This window comes from Pseudoalteromonas sp. APC 3495 (genome assembly GCF_030407645.1).
GTDB classification, from domain to species: Bacteria; Pseudomonadota; Gammaproteobacteria; order Enterobacterales; family Alteromonadaceae; genus Pseudoalteromonas; species Pseudoalteromonas tetraodonis.
Window position 1 is genome coordinate 75,011 of record NZ_JASDDA010000010.1, and the last position, 15,329, is coordinate 90,339.

Below are 15,329 nucleotides of genomic sequence, written 5' to 3' on the forward strand. Positions count from 1 at the left end.
TTTACAATGAATAGTAAAAGCTTAACCACGCGCGCATTTCATCTTCAAAGCTGTCACCTTCTACTCGCGACAACCCCATATCAAAGGTTAAGTCATTAACGCCCGCAGGCCCCATCCCGAAGCTAAAGTCACCTTGGTATTTTAAGCCGTAACTTTGTGCATAAACGTTGCTATCTAATTGATGTTGCTTGTAATAAAGCCAAGGCATTCCCTCTTTAAAGCTAATGCCACCACCATACCCTTGGTAGCGCTCAGTGGTTGCACTATAAAAAGGCAGTTCAGCAGCAAGCACAAATTCACTACTTTGCTGCTGATTAATTAAATTAGAACTAAAGCCGCCTAATGTCAGGCTACTGTCATCTCTTTGCTTTTGCTCAAAGTTAACAAAAAGTGGTATATCAAACGCTTTACCAAATATTTTTGCTGCCAAGTCATAACCTTGCCAATGACTACTGTGATTCTGCCCATCATAAATGCTGGCATAAATACTCTGCCCAATAGCAAATGCTTGGCGGTCATGTTGCCAGCTTTGAGCAATACTCAACCGTGTCCAATTTTTATGGCTATTTTTATAATCTGTATAGTTATAGGCCAATTCTGGGGTTAAATGTAACTGGCCAAACTTCAATGGGTGGCTTACTGCAGCATAACCACCTCGGGCTTCAATATCAGCGTTTAAGCTAGGTTGATATTGATGTGATGTATCCAAATTATAATCAAATAGCGCAAGCTTAAACTTTGTATTTAACGCATTGTATTTTGCTTGTATAAAGCCGCCATGTAATGCACCGTCATGCAAATCAATGTTATAACCCGCTTGTAAATCAAGTTGTTTTAATAGGTCGCTACTTTTTATACCTACACTTAGCAAACTGGTTGACGCTGAATAATACTGAGATCCCAAAGCAAACGTCGCTTGCTGATCAAGTACTGCGTAATCGCTTTGTTCTGCTATCTCATCGGTATATATTTTTGCCGGTGGCAGAGTATGCTTATTTACCATCAACAATGGAGCTTCACTGTTTACAGCGAAATCAGTCACGGCTGTGCGGTTTTTTGTTGTAAGCGTTTTTACATCAGGGCCATCGGCATTAATAGAGAAATAAAGTAGTGAGCCATCTTCAGCCTCAATCGGGTATGCGAGCGCTTCTTGCCCGTTAGTTAAGCGGGTGAGGGTGTTATTTTTTATATGATAATTATAAATATCAGTTTTATTATTTAGGCCAGCAACAAAATAGATAGATTCCCCATCTTGACTGAAACTCGGCTGACTTAAATACTGATACCCGTTAGGCATTGGGATTGACCGCCTGGCATCACCGTTTAAGCCTTGTATATACAACTGCCAATTTTCGTTTAATGATGCTGATAAGTAAGCTAATTTTGTTTCATCGGGGTTCAGTGTCGGGTAATCATAACTTGTTTTTAAGCTCTTAGTAAAAAATGGCGTGATTGTTTGTGTATTAAGATCGACTTTTACTAATTCAGAATACCCAGCTCTTATTTGCTCACCGTAAAGTGTTTCACCATCACGGGTAACACTAAAACGGCGAATACCGGCCAGCTCTGTAAGTTGCTCTATGTTGCCAGTGTCGGTGTTGTAGCTAAAAATGTCAGACACTTTGTTATAAGTTCCCGATCCTTCACTACTGTAGGCATTAAAATAAAGTGTGTTGTTATTTACCCATTGCGGGTTAGCAATACCTGCGCGATTAATTTGATTTAGTACTTGTTTTTGTTCGCGCTTAAACACGATTGGCGGGGTATCAGGAACATCTTGCTTATCGTTCTCTAGGAGCTCCTTTTGCACCTTAGTAAACTTATCTCGTGCTTTGGTGTTGTCTTCTGTACTGTAAATTATTAGTTTTGTTTTACTCTTTTCATCACGTTCAACTATCGCAATTTTGCTACCATCATTTGAAAGAGCGGGATTGCTAGCGTATAAATCAAGTTCTAACCAAAGCTTGCTATTAAGTGGTGATTCGGTTTGCTCTTGTTGCATCGCTTTATAGGTATACTCTGCAATAAATCGACGATATAACCTTGCAGCGCTTTGCCCAAATACACCAGAAAATGCGTCGTCAAAATCTCGTGATTTCACTGCTCGCATACGAACCCATACATTATCGAGTAGCTGCTCTGAGTAATTTTGCTCTAGCCAATATAAAAAACGACTTCCCATTAAATATGCCATAGAGCCCGCCATAAAGCCCTCATCGCTATTTAGTTGCCCATAGGTGGGAAGCGCTCCCTGCTGAGCAAACTCTCTAAGTATTGCCTCAGCATAGTTATCAAATAAGCGCCCTCGACCTGTCATTTTTGATTCGATTAAAGTGGCGTACCCTTCGGCTACCCAGCGCGGTGTATCACCATAGGTTAAATCGTATATATCCCATACACCGCGAATCTTTTGCTGCCAGTCGTTACGGGTTGGCTGCGCTAAATGGACTAAATGAATGTATTCGTGCAGCACCAACAATTGCTGCCAACCCGATGAATTTGATATCACGGTATCCGACTGCGGTGGCGTAGTAAAAAGCGCCATAACAGGATTATTAGAGGTTGGTAAGGCAAAGCCATTCGCTGCATTTAGAGGGTCAAACACCACCACATCGACGATTTTATCAAGCGCACGGTTTTGTTGCTCAAGCACTTTAGTGCGAACAATTTCCAGCTCCACAGCAGTCGATTTAGCAAAATCAGTATGCTCACTACTAAAGTGAATATTAAAATGCTCGGTATGAATGGTTTGCCAATTAGCAGCAAAGCTAGGTGCAGCCAATAATAAGGCTGATGCAATGAGTGACTTTTTCACAATAATCCCTTAAATAGTACATTTGATAATGTTTAGAGTATTATCAAATGGAAAAAACGGGCAGTAAAAAAGTGTAATAAAGCATGTGCAAATGTGTATTTACACCCGCTTTATTATTTAATCTGAGTTTTGAACAAAGGAAGTTACATCCAACTGCGAGGGTCTGACTCAGCCTGCATAAGTGTAAAATCTATAATGAAGTCAGCATCTTGCTGTTTTAAATAAGGGACATACACACCGCCTGCAGCAAGTTGTATATACAGGCTTTTTAAGCCAGAATGACGCATAAAAAAGGTGCTCACACTGCGAGCGCTTTGTGCTTTGTACAGCTCAAAGACCCGGTAATGCACGCCAATCATACCTTTGCGTACCACCATATAAAAACGCCCATCTTGTTGATGAAGGTAATACCCATAACGTTTATAAGATAAAAACACTAACACGGCTAATACCAAGAATAATGCTAATGCAATTAATATATTAAGTTGCATAAAGCTAATAAAAAAACCAGAAGCAACGCTCGGTAGCAAAGCATAAAACACCGTGTTTTTATATAACAACGCCCTTTCTACCGCATTGAATGCCAGCTTTTTACTGTCAAACCACGGATAAATCCACTGACACACATTATCAACTTGCTCCTGCGTGAGCACAGGCAGCACTAAGGTTTGTTTATTTTTTTTCGCCATGCTTGCAGCACCGCCGCTACTGGCTTGCAAACACTCCACAGTAAAGCGTTTTAATAGCCTAGCAACTAGGTTTTGCTTAATAACGATTGACTGTACTTTGTCTAAACTAATTGATAGTTGATGACGCTCTAACAGCCCTGCAATACGTTTGAATTTATTATTTTTAAAGTAAAGCTGATAGTTATAAAAACGAATGAGCGACATAGTCACCGATAAAAACACCGCAATAAATACCAACATAATAATTAAAGTAATAACCGCTAACACAGCTGCATTAGCCATCATACCGAGCTCTTGCTGATAATAACTCTCTATTTTTGTTATAAATTGCTGCTCTAAAAAGTCGATGGCCACATTCATAAAAGGGGCAATTGCCGCAAGTGCCAAAATAGCCATATTCGACATTAAACCAAACTTAGCTATTTCTTTATTGGTGATAACTAAACTATTTTCGCTCTGCTCTTCAATATGAGATTGCGCTGTATCAGCCACTTCAGCTGATGGTTGCTGCTGCGCTTTATAGTCAAACACTCGTTTACGCATTTGTTGCGCGTAATCTTTAGTTACCCCTGGCAAAACAGCTTCTTGAGCCACACTGCCTGCCGCATCAAAAATACAATTAACTAACCCTATGGGGGTGAAGTAAAATGGCTCCGCTATATTTACGTTTTGCACTCGAGAAAATTTTAAGGTAAGTCGCTCTTTTTTAAATACGCCTTTATTAAGTAAAATTTCATGCTCGTCAGTAATACAAAAACGAAAACTACGGTAATACAAAAAACAATAGGCAAGCAATGAGGTCAAAGCAACCGCGAGCCCAACCTGCCCCCAAAAGAGTTTATTTTCTACTTGGGTAACAAATACCACCAACACGGGCAGTAAATTAAATAAGCCGTCTTTTATGAAGCGCACACTAAAATGCATCACAAAATAAGCCAGCGCCCAGGGCGACACTTTTTGCCAATTAAGTGAAGGTGACGTTATTTGCGCAGCATCAACACTCACTGGCAGCTACCTCGCTTGCGGTTTCATCGTGGCGATAGCTTTGTACAAACTGACGAATATTTTTGCATTTTTCGTGGGTCAGGCCGCTAATTTGTAAATCGGCACTCATCCCCCCTGCGCTATAAAGTCTTAAACTGGCTAAACCAAGCTTTCGCTCTATGGGCCCACGGTGTATTTCAATATGCTGCACACGCGCTAACGGTAAAATTGTCACCTGCTGCCAAATAATGCCTTTTTTAAAAGCAATATCGTGGGTACGCAACGCGCTGCCCTGTAATTTTATGCTGAACACGCTATATAACATACACAGTAAAATTAATAGCGGAACAGCAACCAATAAGTAACCTTGCGCCATAGCAGCAAAGTCTGTATTAAAATAGCAAACAGCCGCTAGTACTAAGCAAAAAGGAATGAAAAATAACAACCAATTCAATTGTGCATGCAACAATGCTTTGTCCGCAAGCGGCTCAAACACTATGCTTTTATGTTGCGGTAGGTCGGTTATTTGTTGATTAGTAAACACACTTTGCTCCATTACGCGTATGGTAGGCTTAGCCAAGCCACTTAATTGTTGTTACTAGGGTATGACTTTGTTTTGGTTCAAGCGTAACCGCATCTTCAAGTACATTCGCAGCCTCTAGGCATAACATGCTTTTATAATCATCATCGGCAAAATTTGATAGCCTATTTGATTTTTCAATCCATGGATTCCATAACACGCACGAGCGCGAGTTTTCTCTGCTAACGCTGATCATCCCTTGAGGAGTTTCAATGGTTTGCACAGCCGCGGCTTGGGTATAAACCATATCGGTTTCACGGGTAAAACCAACCACATCACTTTGCTGATAAGGCCCTTGGCCAAATTCTATGTATTGCGCCCCTTGCAGCCCTGTTACGCGAGTATTATTAATATCATCAGTTGGAAAGTAAGAATGCAGCGCCTGTGTATAACTAAATGGGGTGTTACCTAAATTGCAGGTGGTTAAACGCACCTCTAACTGCTCTGATAAAATAAACTCAACCCTTAAAGAAGATTGATGAGGCCAAAAGGTAGAATCTATCTGCTTCATTGGTAATTTAAGACTAACAGTAATCTCGTTCTCGGTTTCATGCACTTCATCGGCTTGCCATACGTGCGTGCGCGCAAAACCATGTGCTGGAAAGTCTTTATTTTCATGTTGACCAAACCAAGGCCAGCAAATAGGAATACCGCCACGAATGCCCTTCCCCTCGCTAAAGGTTTCATCCCCAGACACCCACAATAGTGGCAATTTACCTTTGGGTGTAAACTCAGTTATTTGCCCACCTTGTAAAAATATCTTCGCCTTACATTGGCGACTATTAATACTAATAAATTCCAAACCGCTATGTGTACGCTCAATACATACTGAGGGTGATAATTGCATTTTATTTCCTTTAACACTGAGACTAATTTTTTAGTACTTAACCTGAGTTCAGGTTACTGTACACAAACAATAATGCATGCTTAAAGCATAAGCTACATAGAATAGTTATTTAAATTGAATTAGTTACTATATTTTTATGCCACATCAACGGCTCAATTACGACTAAAGTTTTAAACCTGTGGCTTGCGTATCGCTTTTAACTTACGTAAGGTGCGCAGCCTTAGCAAACAGAGTGTTATTAACTTTTAATAAAATAAAGATAATAAATGCCATTTTAATTACTGCTCAAATTAATAAAAACCAATAAAAACTAATAACAGCAGGCTAAAACAACATATATCATTTGAATTCAATTTATTTGATGTGTAACATTTCGTGATTACGGCAACTGATTCGCCTTTCATGAGACAAACAAATGCAAAAATATGACGAGTTACTAGTTTCTTTACGCAAGGTGATCCGTGCGATTGACTTACATTCAAAACAACTTAATAAAACAGCGGGTTTAACTGGACCACAACTGCTTATTATGCAAGAAGTGTCTCAAACTGATGGTATTACCGCCAGTCGTATTGCGCAAAACGTCAATTTAAGTCCGGCAACGGTCACAAATATTCTTGACCGAATAGAAAGCAAGAATTTGGTAACACGCGTTCGTAGTCAAATGGACAAACGCCGGGTCAGCTTATACCTTACTGAACAAGGTAAAGAATTACTCGAAAAAGCGCCTCAGCCCTTGCAAGAACACTTTATCGAAAAATTTTCAGCGCTTGCTGAATGGGAACAGAGCCTACTACTTTCATCAATGCAACGTATTGCCGCAATGATGGATGCAGATAAGCTAGATGCCTCTCCTCTTTTAGAAGTAGGCGCACTGTTTCAAACTTCTAAAGAATAAAACGCAGTATAAAAACAATAAACTAAATTAGTCTGCCATTTTCTCCTTTTTCCACACTAAGAGGCGCATCGTTGCGCCTTTATTTTTTTAATCACAATCAAAACGGCTATTATGACTAAACTCTCAAAACTAACACTCGCATTAATTTTAAGTGGTGTTGCTAGCAATTCTTATGCATCAAATCTTCAACCTCTCCAAAGCCAATTAACGCAGTTAAAGCAACAAGTAGATAAACTTGAAAGCAAACTCGCTGAAAAAAAGTCTCAGCAAGTAGAACAAGTTAGTAAACAGTTGCAAGCTACTTCTACAGATACTGCACAGCAAGAAAAGCAATCATCTGGAATAAAGGTAGGAGGTGCTATTCGCGCTAACTACGGTATAAACTCTTACGATGAAGACAATGAAGATCGCGGTGGTGACTTTGATTTTGATATTTTCCGGTTAAATGTCTCTGGCGAAATTAATGATATTTCAGTCAATGGTGAAATACGCTTTTACGATTATATGACTGTCGTAAAGTACGCTTACTTAGGGTACGAATTTATTGATGGCTGGGAAGCTCAGGCAGGCATAACAGCCGTGCCGTTTGGTAACGGTCCTTATAATTCCCACAGCTACTTTTTTAGCACTAACTACTATGTTGGCCTAGAAGATGATTTTGATTTAGGTGTGGTTGCTAAGCGCAAACTTAAAGACAACTGGACACTTGATTTAGGCTTTTTCAAAAATGATGAACTGGGTGGAGTTGATGGCTCAGCATCAGACAAAAATCATCGTTACTCTTATGATATTGTTGGTAGTCGTCCTGCAAACGAAGGCATCTATGCTGAACCAGCAAAGCAGCTTGGTGAATACAACACCTTTGCTGGTCGCGCTACTTATCAGCTTGAGCATAGTAAAAATATCACCACTGACATCGGGGTATCGTTACTCAGTGGCGGACTTCACGACGGTGAAGACCGCGCTGGTAATTACAGTGCTTGGGCTGTTCACTTAAACAGCAACATTAATAACTGGAATATTCAATTGCAACACGGTGAATATGACTACGACTTAGACGATGGTAATAACCGCTTTGCGGTGGGTGCTTTTGACTATTATGACAGTGTATCGAGCCAAGCCATAATGACCAACTTTAATATTGCCTATGACTACGCACTAGAATGGGGCCCAGTTACCAACCTGCAGTTTTATAACGACTATGGGATCATCTACAACAAGTCAGATAATAGCGCCAATACTTGGATGAATATAACCGGTATGAGCATTACTGCTGGCGGATTCTTTAGTTATGTTGATTTCGTACAAGCCCGCAATCAACCCTTTATTGGCGGTACCATTATTGGTGATGGCGATACCGAGCGCCGTTTTAATATTAATTTAGGCTATTACTTTTAATAGGTAGTGCAATCAGGAAATTCTTTTCCTTTGCTAACCCTAAATGGCTTAGTTAATAACATGCAACTAAGCCATTTTCTCTTCATTTTACCTTTTAATTAGCTTACCCTTTTACCGTTTAATTAATTAAAAAAGAGCTAAAGTGAGCATAAAAAACGTTTTTATTTATTATAAAAATTTCGGCTTTAAATTGCTGGGGCTACTGTGTGTATTACTGGGCATTATTGGTGTTGTCCTACCGGTTATGCCAACCACGCCGTTTTTAATTTTAGCCTTAGCCTGTTTTGCTCGCTCATCCGCAGCGCTTGAGTCTTGGCTATTAAACCACCCTCGCTTTGGCACAACATTACAACATTGGCGCGCCCATCAAGTGGTTCCTGTAAAGGCAAAATATGCTGCGGGTATAGGTATGCTAATAGGCTTTATATTTTTATTATACAACAGCCCTCCAGCTTGGATTATTGCCCAAGTGGCTGTTGTTGAAGTGCTGGTTATGGCTTACTTAATTTCTAAGCCCTCAGCTCCTCCTAAAAAATAAAGTGTAAAGTTTGGTAAATAAATTTGTAACAGCTAATGTAAATCATTATCATCCGTATAAATTAAATAAGTTTGTACCTTTTATGCCCTTTGTTAATAAACGCACTTTATATAGTACAAGTCGTACTCTACATATCTATATTTCCACCGCTTTGTTTTTTTTACTTATTCTATTTTGTGTAAGCGGTATAGTGCTAAACCATGTTGACTGGTTAAAAAACGATAAAAACAATGGCCAAATTACGGTCCAAATCCCCCAAGATCTGCTTACTCAAGCAAATACACAATTAAATAGCCTGCCTGCTATTTATCCACAAATAGAAGCTTACTTAGCCAAACACTATGGGCTTAATAAAGTGAAAAGCATTGAATGGGAAAAGCAAGATTCACTGGTTATGCTCGACTACCCATTACCAGCAGGCTATGCCTATGCAGAGTTTGATTTTATCAGTGGTGAATTGTTACTCGATTATCAAACCGGGGGGTTTTTAAGTGTTATCAGTGATTTGCACAAAGGCCGTCATTCAGGAGAAGTATGGAGCTGGGTTATTGATATATCAGCGGTGCTGATGATTCTATTTGCCATCACCGGCATGATTATTTTATTTCAAAACAGAAAAAAACGCTTAGCAGGAATATGGATAACCGTATTAGGAATCGCAACACCATTGGTTATTTATTTATGCTGGGTTCCACAAATTAAAGGAGTATTTTAATGTTCAAGTTTAAATCTTTAATTAACACCGTATTGTTGTTAATTGCCGTGTGTTTTCACACTTCGGTGGCAGCGCAATCGCCCCAATTAGAAATCGAATTAACTCTACCTGAGTTAGATGTGCAGCCCTATCATCGCCCTTATGTTGCAGTTTGGCTCGAAACACCAGAGCGAAAACATGTCACAACTTTAGCGCTTTGGGTACAAAAAGCGGAATGGTTTAAAGACCTACGCCAATGGTGGCGTAAAGCAGGTAAAAGTGATGCAAACTTCGATGGGGTTAGTAGCGCAACCAAACGCGCAGGCACTTATACCATTAATTGGGACGGAAACGATCTTAATGGCAAATCAGTTACCGCAGGAAAATACCTGTTAAATATTGAAGTTGTTCGTGAAGAAGGCGGGCGTGATTACAGCCGTATTGAACTTGATTTAACCCAATCAGGAAAAATAACCATTGATGGCAAAAACGAATTTTCAACCAGCTTTGTCACTGTATCCGCTAGGTAGTCCCTACTTATCATTCAAATTTAAAGGAAAAATAATGAACGTTAATTTATTAAAAACAGCACTCATTGGCGTACTGAGTTTATCAGCGCTGGTATCAACAGCTGCAAGTGCACATGGCCGCTGGTTACTACCTTCGCATACTTCGCTATCAGGGGATAAAGCCCATTATGTAATGATTGATGTGAGTATTTCTAACGAAATTTTTGCACCTGATAAAGCATTTCGTCCAAGCACAAAAGGCGCAGAGTACGACGACACTCTGCTTATGGCACTTGCCCCAAATGGCGAGCAAGTTACCGATACCATTCGTGCCTACTACCTACAACGCAAAAGCTCTGCTGCAGTAAAACTTCAGCAACAAGGCACCTATCATATTGCGATGACGCAAAAACCTATGTACATGACATTCTACAAAAATACAGCAGGTGAGCGAAGCCGTGTATTCGCCAAAAAAGCAGATGCCAATCTACCTAAAGACGCCAGCGACATCACTACAATTAAAACCATCTCTACTGTTGATACCTTTGTTAGTCATAATGGTACCTCTAAACCAGTACAATTAGGTCAAGGCTTAGAGCTTAGCGGCCCAACCCATCCAAACGATCTATTTGTTGGCGAGCAAGCGCGCTTTCAGCTAATAAGCGATGGAAAGCCGGTTGGCGAAGGCATTGAAGTCAGCATTTTAAAAGGCGATACACGCTACCGTAACGAACGTGGCGAAATAAAAGTAACGACCGACAAAAACGGCATGTTTAGCACAACGTGGAAAGAGCCAGGCCTATACCTAATCGAAACCTCTCAAAAAGTGACAGTAAACGAAAAAGATGTAGACGCCAGCCGCTATGTATTATTTACCACCCTTGAAGTAGCACCTGAATAACTTTTTAATTCCCTACAGGCCACATTAATCGTTTGGCCTGTAGCTTCTTTATAATTAAACCCCTTTAGCAAAGCTTTAAACCAAGTTAGTCATTTTCGCTGCCTAAATAAGCATAATCCTATATTTTAGCCTCCTTGTCTGTTCCTATTTCAATCTATTATTCCGATCACTTATTTTTATGAAAATAGTTGAATAACTTAGTCAATTTAGATCTTTGCGATGCATTAGCCGCTTATATATGATGCGCCCTTTTCAAAATCTTCAAGGCACGCTTAATGACTTTTCAGCATTTATCAGCTAATAAAAAATTAGCACTTAGCTTGGCTATTTCCACCGCACTTAGCGCCTCTTTTTCAGCTGCTAATGCGGCTGAGCAAACTAACCAAGTCGAAGAAAATATCGAAGTAATTTCAGTAACAGGCACGCGTCGCAGTTTGCGTAGTATTGCGCAAAGTACTGTGCCTGTAGATATTATTAGCAGTGACGATATGGCAAGTACGGGGCAACTTGAAATTAGCCAAGTGCTCGCTAACCAAGTCCCGAGCTTTAACTACCCAAGTGCCACACTCTCTGATGGCACCGATCATGCTCGCCCAGCGGTTTTAAGAGGCCTTGCACCCGATCACACCTTAGTCCTTATTAACGGTAAGCGTCGCCACTCTGGTGCGTTATTAAACTTAGGGGGCACGGTTGGTCGCGGCTCTACCGCGGTTGATTTAAACATGATCCCAACCTCTGCAATTAAGCGTGTTGAAGTACTGCGCGATGGGGCTGCAGCACAATATGGCTCTGACGCCATTGCGGGAGTAATCAATATTGTTTTAAAAGATGCCACCGAAGGCGGCAGTGTTAGCGTAACTTATGGCCAATACGACAGCCAAATGGCCGGTGTACCGCAACTAAATAGCACTTATGCGGATGATAACGGCAACCTTGCATTTAATTTAGGCGACGATCGTCACGTTAACGACGGTAGTACACGCACACTTAGCGCAAACTCAGGTTTTTCATTAACAGACAATGGTTTTGTAAATGTATCAATTGAATACCGTGATAACGACTCAACTCAACGCTCTGGTTTTGATCCACGCGAACAATACAACCGCCTAGATGATGGCAGCCTAGACCCACGCGAATTTACAATTGATCGCTACAATCACCGTTTTGGTAAAGCAGCGTTGGAAGACTACGCTTTGTTTTACAATATGGGATACGATTTAGAGAATGGCTTTAATGTTTATTCGTTTGGTAGCTATTCAGAGCGTGAAGGTAACTCGGGCGGATTTTACCGTCGTGCAAAAGACAGCCGCAATGTTTTAGAGCTATACCCTAATGGCTTTTTGCCACAAATTGCTACCGACGTAAAAGATTACTCGCTGGCACTTGGTTTACAAGGCGATAGTGGCGACTGGACTTGGGATGTAAGCACCAACTACGGCCGAAATGACTTTGGTTTAGGGGTTGTAAATAGCCTAAATACTTCGTTAGGTACTAACAGCCAAACTGAGTTTGATAACGGCGCCATGGTTTACGATCAGTTTTTAGTTAATTTTGATGCTAATACCAGCGTTGATTTTGGTCTACCCGATGATGTGTTTTTCACTATTGGTGCTGAATACCGCCGTGAAAGCTATAAAATAGAGCAAGGCGAAGAAGCCTCTTATATTACTGCGCTTGATAACAACGGCAACCCAATTGCTGCTGGCGGTGCGCAAGTGCTTCCTGGGTTTGGGCCGCAAAGCGCAACCAATGAAAGTCGTCATAATGTTGCTGTATTTGCTGAATTTGATACTTACTTAACTGATAAATGGAATGTTGTTTTAGCCAGTCGCTATGAAGATTACAGCGATTTTGGTAACACATTTACTTCAAAATTAGCCACGCGTTACAGTATTAACGACAACCTATCGTTACGTGGTGCGGCAAGTACTGGCTTTCGTGCGCCGTCACTTGCACAAAGCTCGTACCGTCAAATATCGACTATTCTCGAAAATAACCAGCCTTTTGAAGTTGGTCTATTCCCAAGCTCTGCTCCTGCAGCGCAAGCGTTAGGTGCAAAACAGCTCGATGCAGAAGACTCGGTTAATGTTACCGCTGGATTTGTTTATACCCAAGGTGGCTTTAGCTTAACAGTTGATGCGTACCGCATTGATATTGATGACCGGATTGTACTCTCTGAAAACTTAAGCGGTAACGCTGTGCAGCAAATTCTAGCGAATGCTGGCGAGCTAAATACCGAAAGTGTTCGTTACTTTACCAACGCCATCAATTCGCGCACGCAAGGTGTTGATATTGTGGCAACGTACACACTTGATTTAAATACATTGGGTGATGTGCGCTTAAATGCGGCGGCAAACATTAACGATACCGAAGTGACTCATGTAGATGCAAACCCGAGCGAGCTAAATTCTTTAGGCGATGACTACGTGGTATTTGCCCGTCGTGAAGTAGGCCGTTTTGAGCAAGGCACACCCGATAACAAGTTAAACCTATCGGCTGTTTGGAGCTTTAACCAATGGCAAACAACCTTGCGTGCAACTCGCTATGGGGAAGTGGCAGATATTTCAACCACCAGCGAGGGTGATGAATATTTAGATGCTAAATGGATTGCCGATTTAGAAGTCGCTTATCGTCCTAACGAAGCGTGGAAATTTGCAGTGGGTGCAAATAACTTGTTCGATCAGTACCCTCAAGCAACGGTAGATAATATTGGCTACTCTAACTTTGGCCAAATATTTCCGTACACGCCTTACACACCCTACAGTTTAGATGGGCGCTTTTTATACGGTAACATTACTTACAATTTTTAAGTAAAACGCCCATTAACAATAGAGTAATTACAAAAGGATGCAGTGTGCATCCTTTTTATTAACATTTAGTATTTTTAACCATATTTTGGCATTTTAACTTTTTAACTACTGCTGCCATTTCATATAAAACAATAACTTACATTTCGGCCTCAATTTTGCTCTATACTTTGTATATTAACTAAAATAATCAATATCAAAGGACTAAACATGAGCGCATCAACTCTATTCAACTTCACTAAGCCCGTTTCACTAATTAGCGGCATTTTATTACTCAGCGGTTGTGTATTTCACATATCGCCCAGTGTCGCATCAGTTAAACAAACCCAGCAGCTTTCACTACCAAGCAATAACCTTGAGTACCTAGCGATATTAAGTGGTGCCGGTTCGCTCGATATTCAGGGCTCTAATACTGCAACCAATATTAGCGTTGATGCCATCATTTACACCGCCGACATTGACGATGAATACGAACTCACCCTTGAGAAAAGCGGTACACAAGCAAAACTTGTTGCACAAAATAAAAGTAATAATGGGATTAGCTTTTACAGCGGGCAATCACCAAGTATCAATTTAGTTGTTACCGTACCTAACACCCTAAATTTAGATATTAACGACGGCTCAGGCGATATTGTTATTAACGAGATGCAAAGCAATATTGATGTAAAAGATGGTTCTGGCAGCTTATCTATCAATAGTGCTAAAAACCTAAATATTGATGATGGCTCGGGCAGTATTTACGTAAAAAATGTGGTCGGCGACTTAGTATTAAATGACGGCTCAGGCAGCATTGATATTGATAATGTCAGTGGTAATGTCGCTATTGAAGATGGCTCGGGCGAAATGCAAGTGACTAACGTAACAGGCTTATTAAATGTTGAAGATGGCTCGGGCGGCATAACTATTAAACATATTAAAGGCGCAGTCACCGTAGACGATAACTCAGGAGATATGTTGATTGAACATATTGGCTCAAGCGTGACGATTGAAGATGGCTCTGGCGATATTCGCGTTAATTACGCTAAAGGGCTAACAATTACAGAAGCAGGCTCTGGCGATGTTAGTATCGATAATATCTCTGGTTCAGTAAAGCTAGACTAATAATCTAATCTTACTTTTAAATCATATAAAACGGTCAATTAATTGACCGTTTTTGGTTTTGTATAATCAACGGTGTGGTCACAACTGCCATCGTTTTCACAATCATTTATTCCATCGCCATCGCTATCCCAGCTTGGGTGCATAGTTTTTACAGGCACGGCTACACCTGCATGTTTAATGATGGTTAACTTATAATCACTTGTTTCACCACGTCTCGCTGCATTACGCATTAAATAAACTCGCACAATATAATCTCCATCTGTGCTGAGTTGATATTTAGCTTCATGCCCTTCTATTGAGCCAATAAATACGGCTTCATTACTGTCTAAGGGCAAAATATTAAAGTAATTACTTAAATTTGAAGGAGTCAGAGTCACATTCAGGATATCACCTGCTTTTGCACTAACTAAATAGTCATTAAATTCATCACCAGTAATTTGCTGTTCAAGCTCAGCTCGCTGTGGTTCAAACTCAACCTTGTACTGTTGAGCTTGCACCGTTTGTGTAAATACCGCAGCAAACACAGTGGTCAGCATAATTTTTAAAAGCAGCTTAATACTCATTTTAG

General features: G+C 40.5%; 13 protein-coding genes. 8 read left to right on the forward strand and 5 right to left on the reverse strand.

Going from position 1 to position 15,329, the window contains the following annotated elements; translation table 11 throughout:
• Position 1: 1 nt before the first annotated feature.
• From QL984_RS06345 to QL984_RS06360, 4 genes are all read right to left on the reverse strand, one after another.
• Positions 2–2,815 (reverse strand): hypothetical protein, encoded by a 2,814-nt coding sequence (locus QL984_RS06345; protein ID WP_290172116.1) that lies wholly within the window; start codon positions 2,813–2,815, stop codon positions 2–4.
• Positions 2,816–2,958: 143 nt separating this feature from the next.
• Complete coding sequence (locus QL984_RS06350; RefSeq protein WP_290172117.1) at positions 2,959–4,509, reverse strand: PH domain-containing protein; 1,551 nt, start codon at positions 4,507–4,509, stop codon at positions 2,959–2,961.
• The gene (locus QL984_RS06355) at positions 4,499–5,044 is read right to left on the reverse strand and encodes a PH domain-containing protein (RefSeq protein WP_036950028.1); all 546 of its coding nucleotides are present in this window, start codon (positions 5,042–5,044) and stop codon (positions 4,499–4,501) included. The genes QL984_RS06350 and QL984_RS06355 overlap by 11 nt, the downstream gene beginning before the upstream one ends.
• Positions 5,045–5,060: 16 nt before the next feature.
• On the reverse strand, positions 5,061–5,915 hold the full coding sequence (locus QL984_RS06360) for a D-hexose-6-phosphate mutarotase (RefSeq protein ID WP_290172119.1): 855 nt from the start codon (positions 5,913–5,915) through the stop codon (positions 5,061–5,063).
• A 415-nt stretch (positions 5,916–6,330) separates the two neighbouring features.
• On the opposite strand from QL984_RS06360, the gene QL984_RS06365 reads away from it, so the two are divergent.
• From QL984_RS06365 to QL984_RS06400, 8 genes are all read left to right on the forward strand, one after another.
• On the forward strand, positions 6,331–6,813 hold the full coding sequence (locus QL984_RS06365) for a MarR family transcriptional regulator (protein WP_016899014.1): 483 nt from the start codon (positions 6,331–6,333) through the stop codon (positions 6,811–6,813).
• 111 nt (positions 6,814–6,924) lie between these two features.
• Entirely contained in the window at positions 6,925–8,211 is a 1,287-nt protein-coding gene (locus tag QL984_RS06370) for a porin (RefSeq protein WP_290172121.1), read from the forward strand.
• Between the two features lie 142 nt (positions 8,212–8,353).
• Entirely contained in the window at positions 8,354–8,749 is a 396-nt protein-coding gene (locus QL984_RS06375; RefSeq protein ID WP_290172124.1) for a YbaN family protein, read from the forward strand.
• Positions 8,750–8,831: 82 nt separating this feature from the next.
• The gene (locus tag QL984_RS06380; RefSeq protein ID WP_013466239.1) at positions 8,832–9,464 is read left to right on the forward strand and encodes a PepSY-associated TM helix domain-containing protein; all 633 of its coding nucleotides are present in this window, start codon (positions 8,832–8,834) and stop codon (positions 9,462–9,464) included.
• The gene (locus tag QL984_RS06385; RefSeq protein ID WP_290172126.1) at positions 9,464–9,973 is read left to right on the forward strand and encodes a DUF2271 domain-containing protein; all 510 of its coding nucleotides are present in this window, start codon (positions 9,464–9,466) and stop codon (positions 9,971–9,973) included. The genes QL984_RS06380 and QL984_RS06385 overlap by 1 nt, the downstream gene beginning before the upstream one ends.
• A gap of 34 nt (positions 9,974–10,007) precedes the next feature.
• The gene (locus QL984_RS06390; protein WP_290172128.1) at positions 10,008–10,853 is read left to right on the forward strand and encodes a DUF4198 domain-containing protein; all 846 of its coding nucleotides are present in this window, start codon (positions 10,008–10,010) and stop codon (positions 10,851–10,853) included.
• Between the two features lie 275 nt (positions 10,854–11,128).
• On the forward strand, positions 11,129–13,663 hold the full coding sequence (locus tag QL984_RS06395; RefSeq protein WP_290172130.1) for a TonB-dependent receptor: 2,535 nt from the start codon (positions 11,129–11,131) through the stop codon (positions 13,661–13,663).
• Between the two features lie 207 nt (positions 13,664–13,870).
• Positions 13,871–14,761 (forward strand): hypothetical protein, encoded by an 891-nt coding sequence (locus QL984_RS06400; RefSeq protein ID WP_290172132.1) that lies wholly within the window; start codon positions 13,871–13,873, stop codon positions 14,759–14,761.
• A 38-nt stretch (positions 14,762–14,799) separates the two neighbouring features.
• On the opposite strand, the gene QL984_RS06405 is transcribed toward QL984_RS06400, so the two are convergent.
• Positions 14,800–15,324 carry a hypothetical protein gene (locus QL984_RS06405; RefSeq protein WP_290172134.1) on the reverse strand — a complete coding sequence of 175 codons (525 nt, stop codon included), beginning with the start codon at positions 15,322–15,324 and terminating at the stop codon, positions 14,800–14,802.
• Positions 15,325–15,329: the final 5 nt, after the last annotated feature.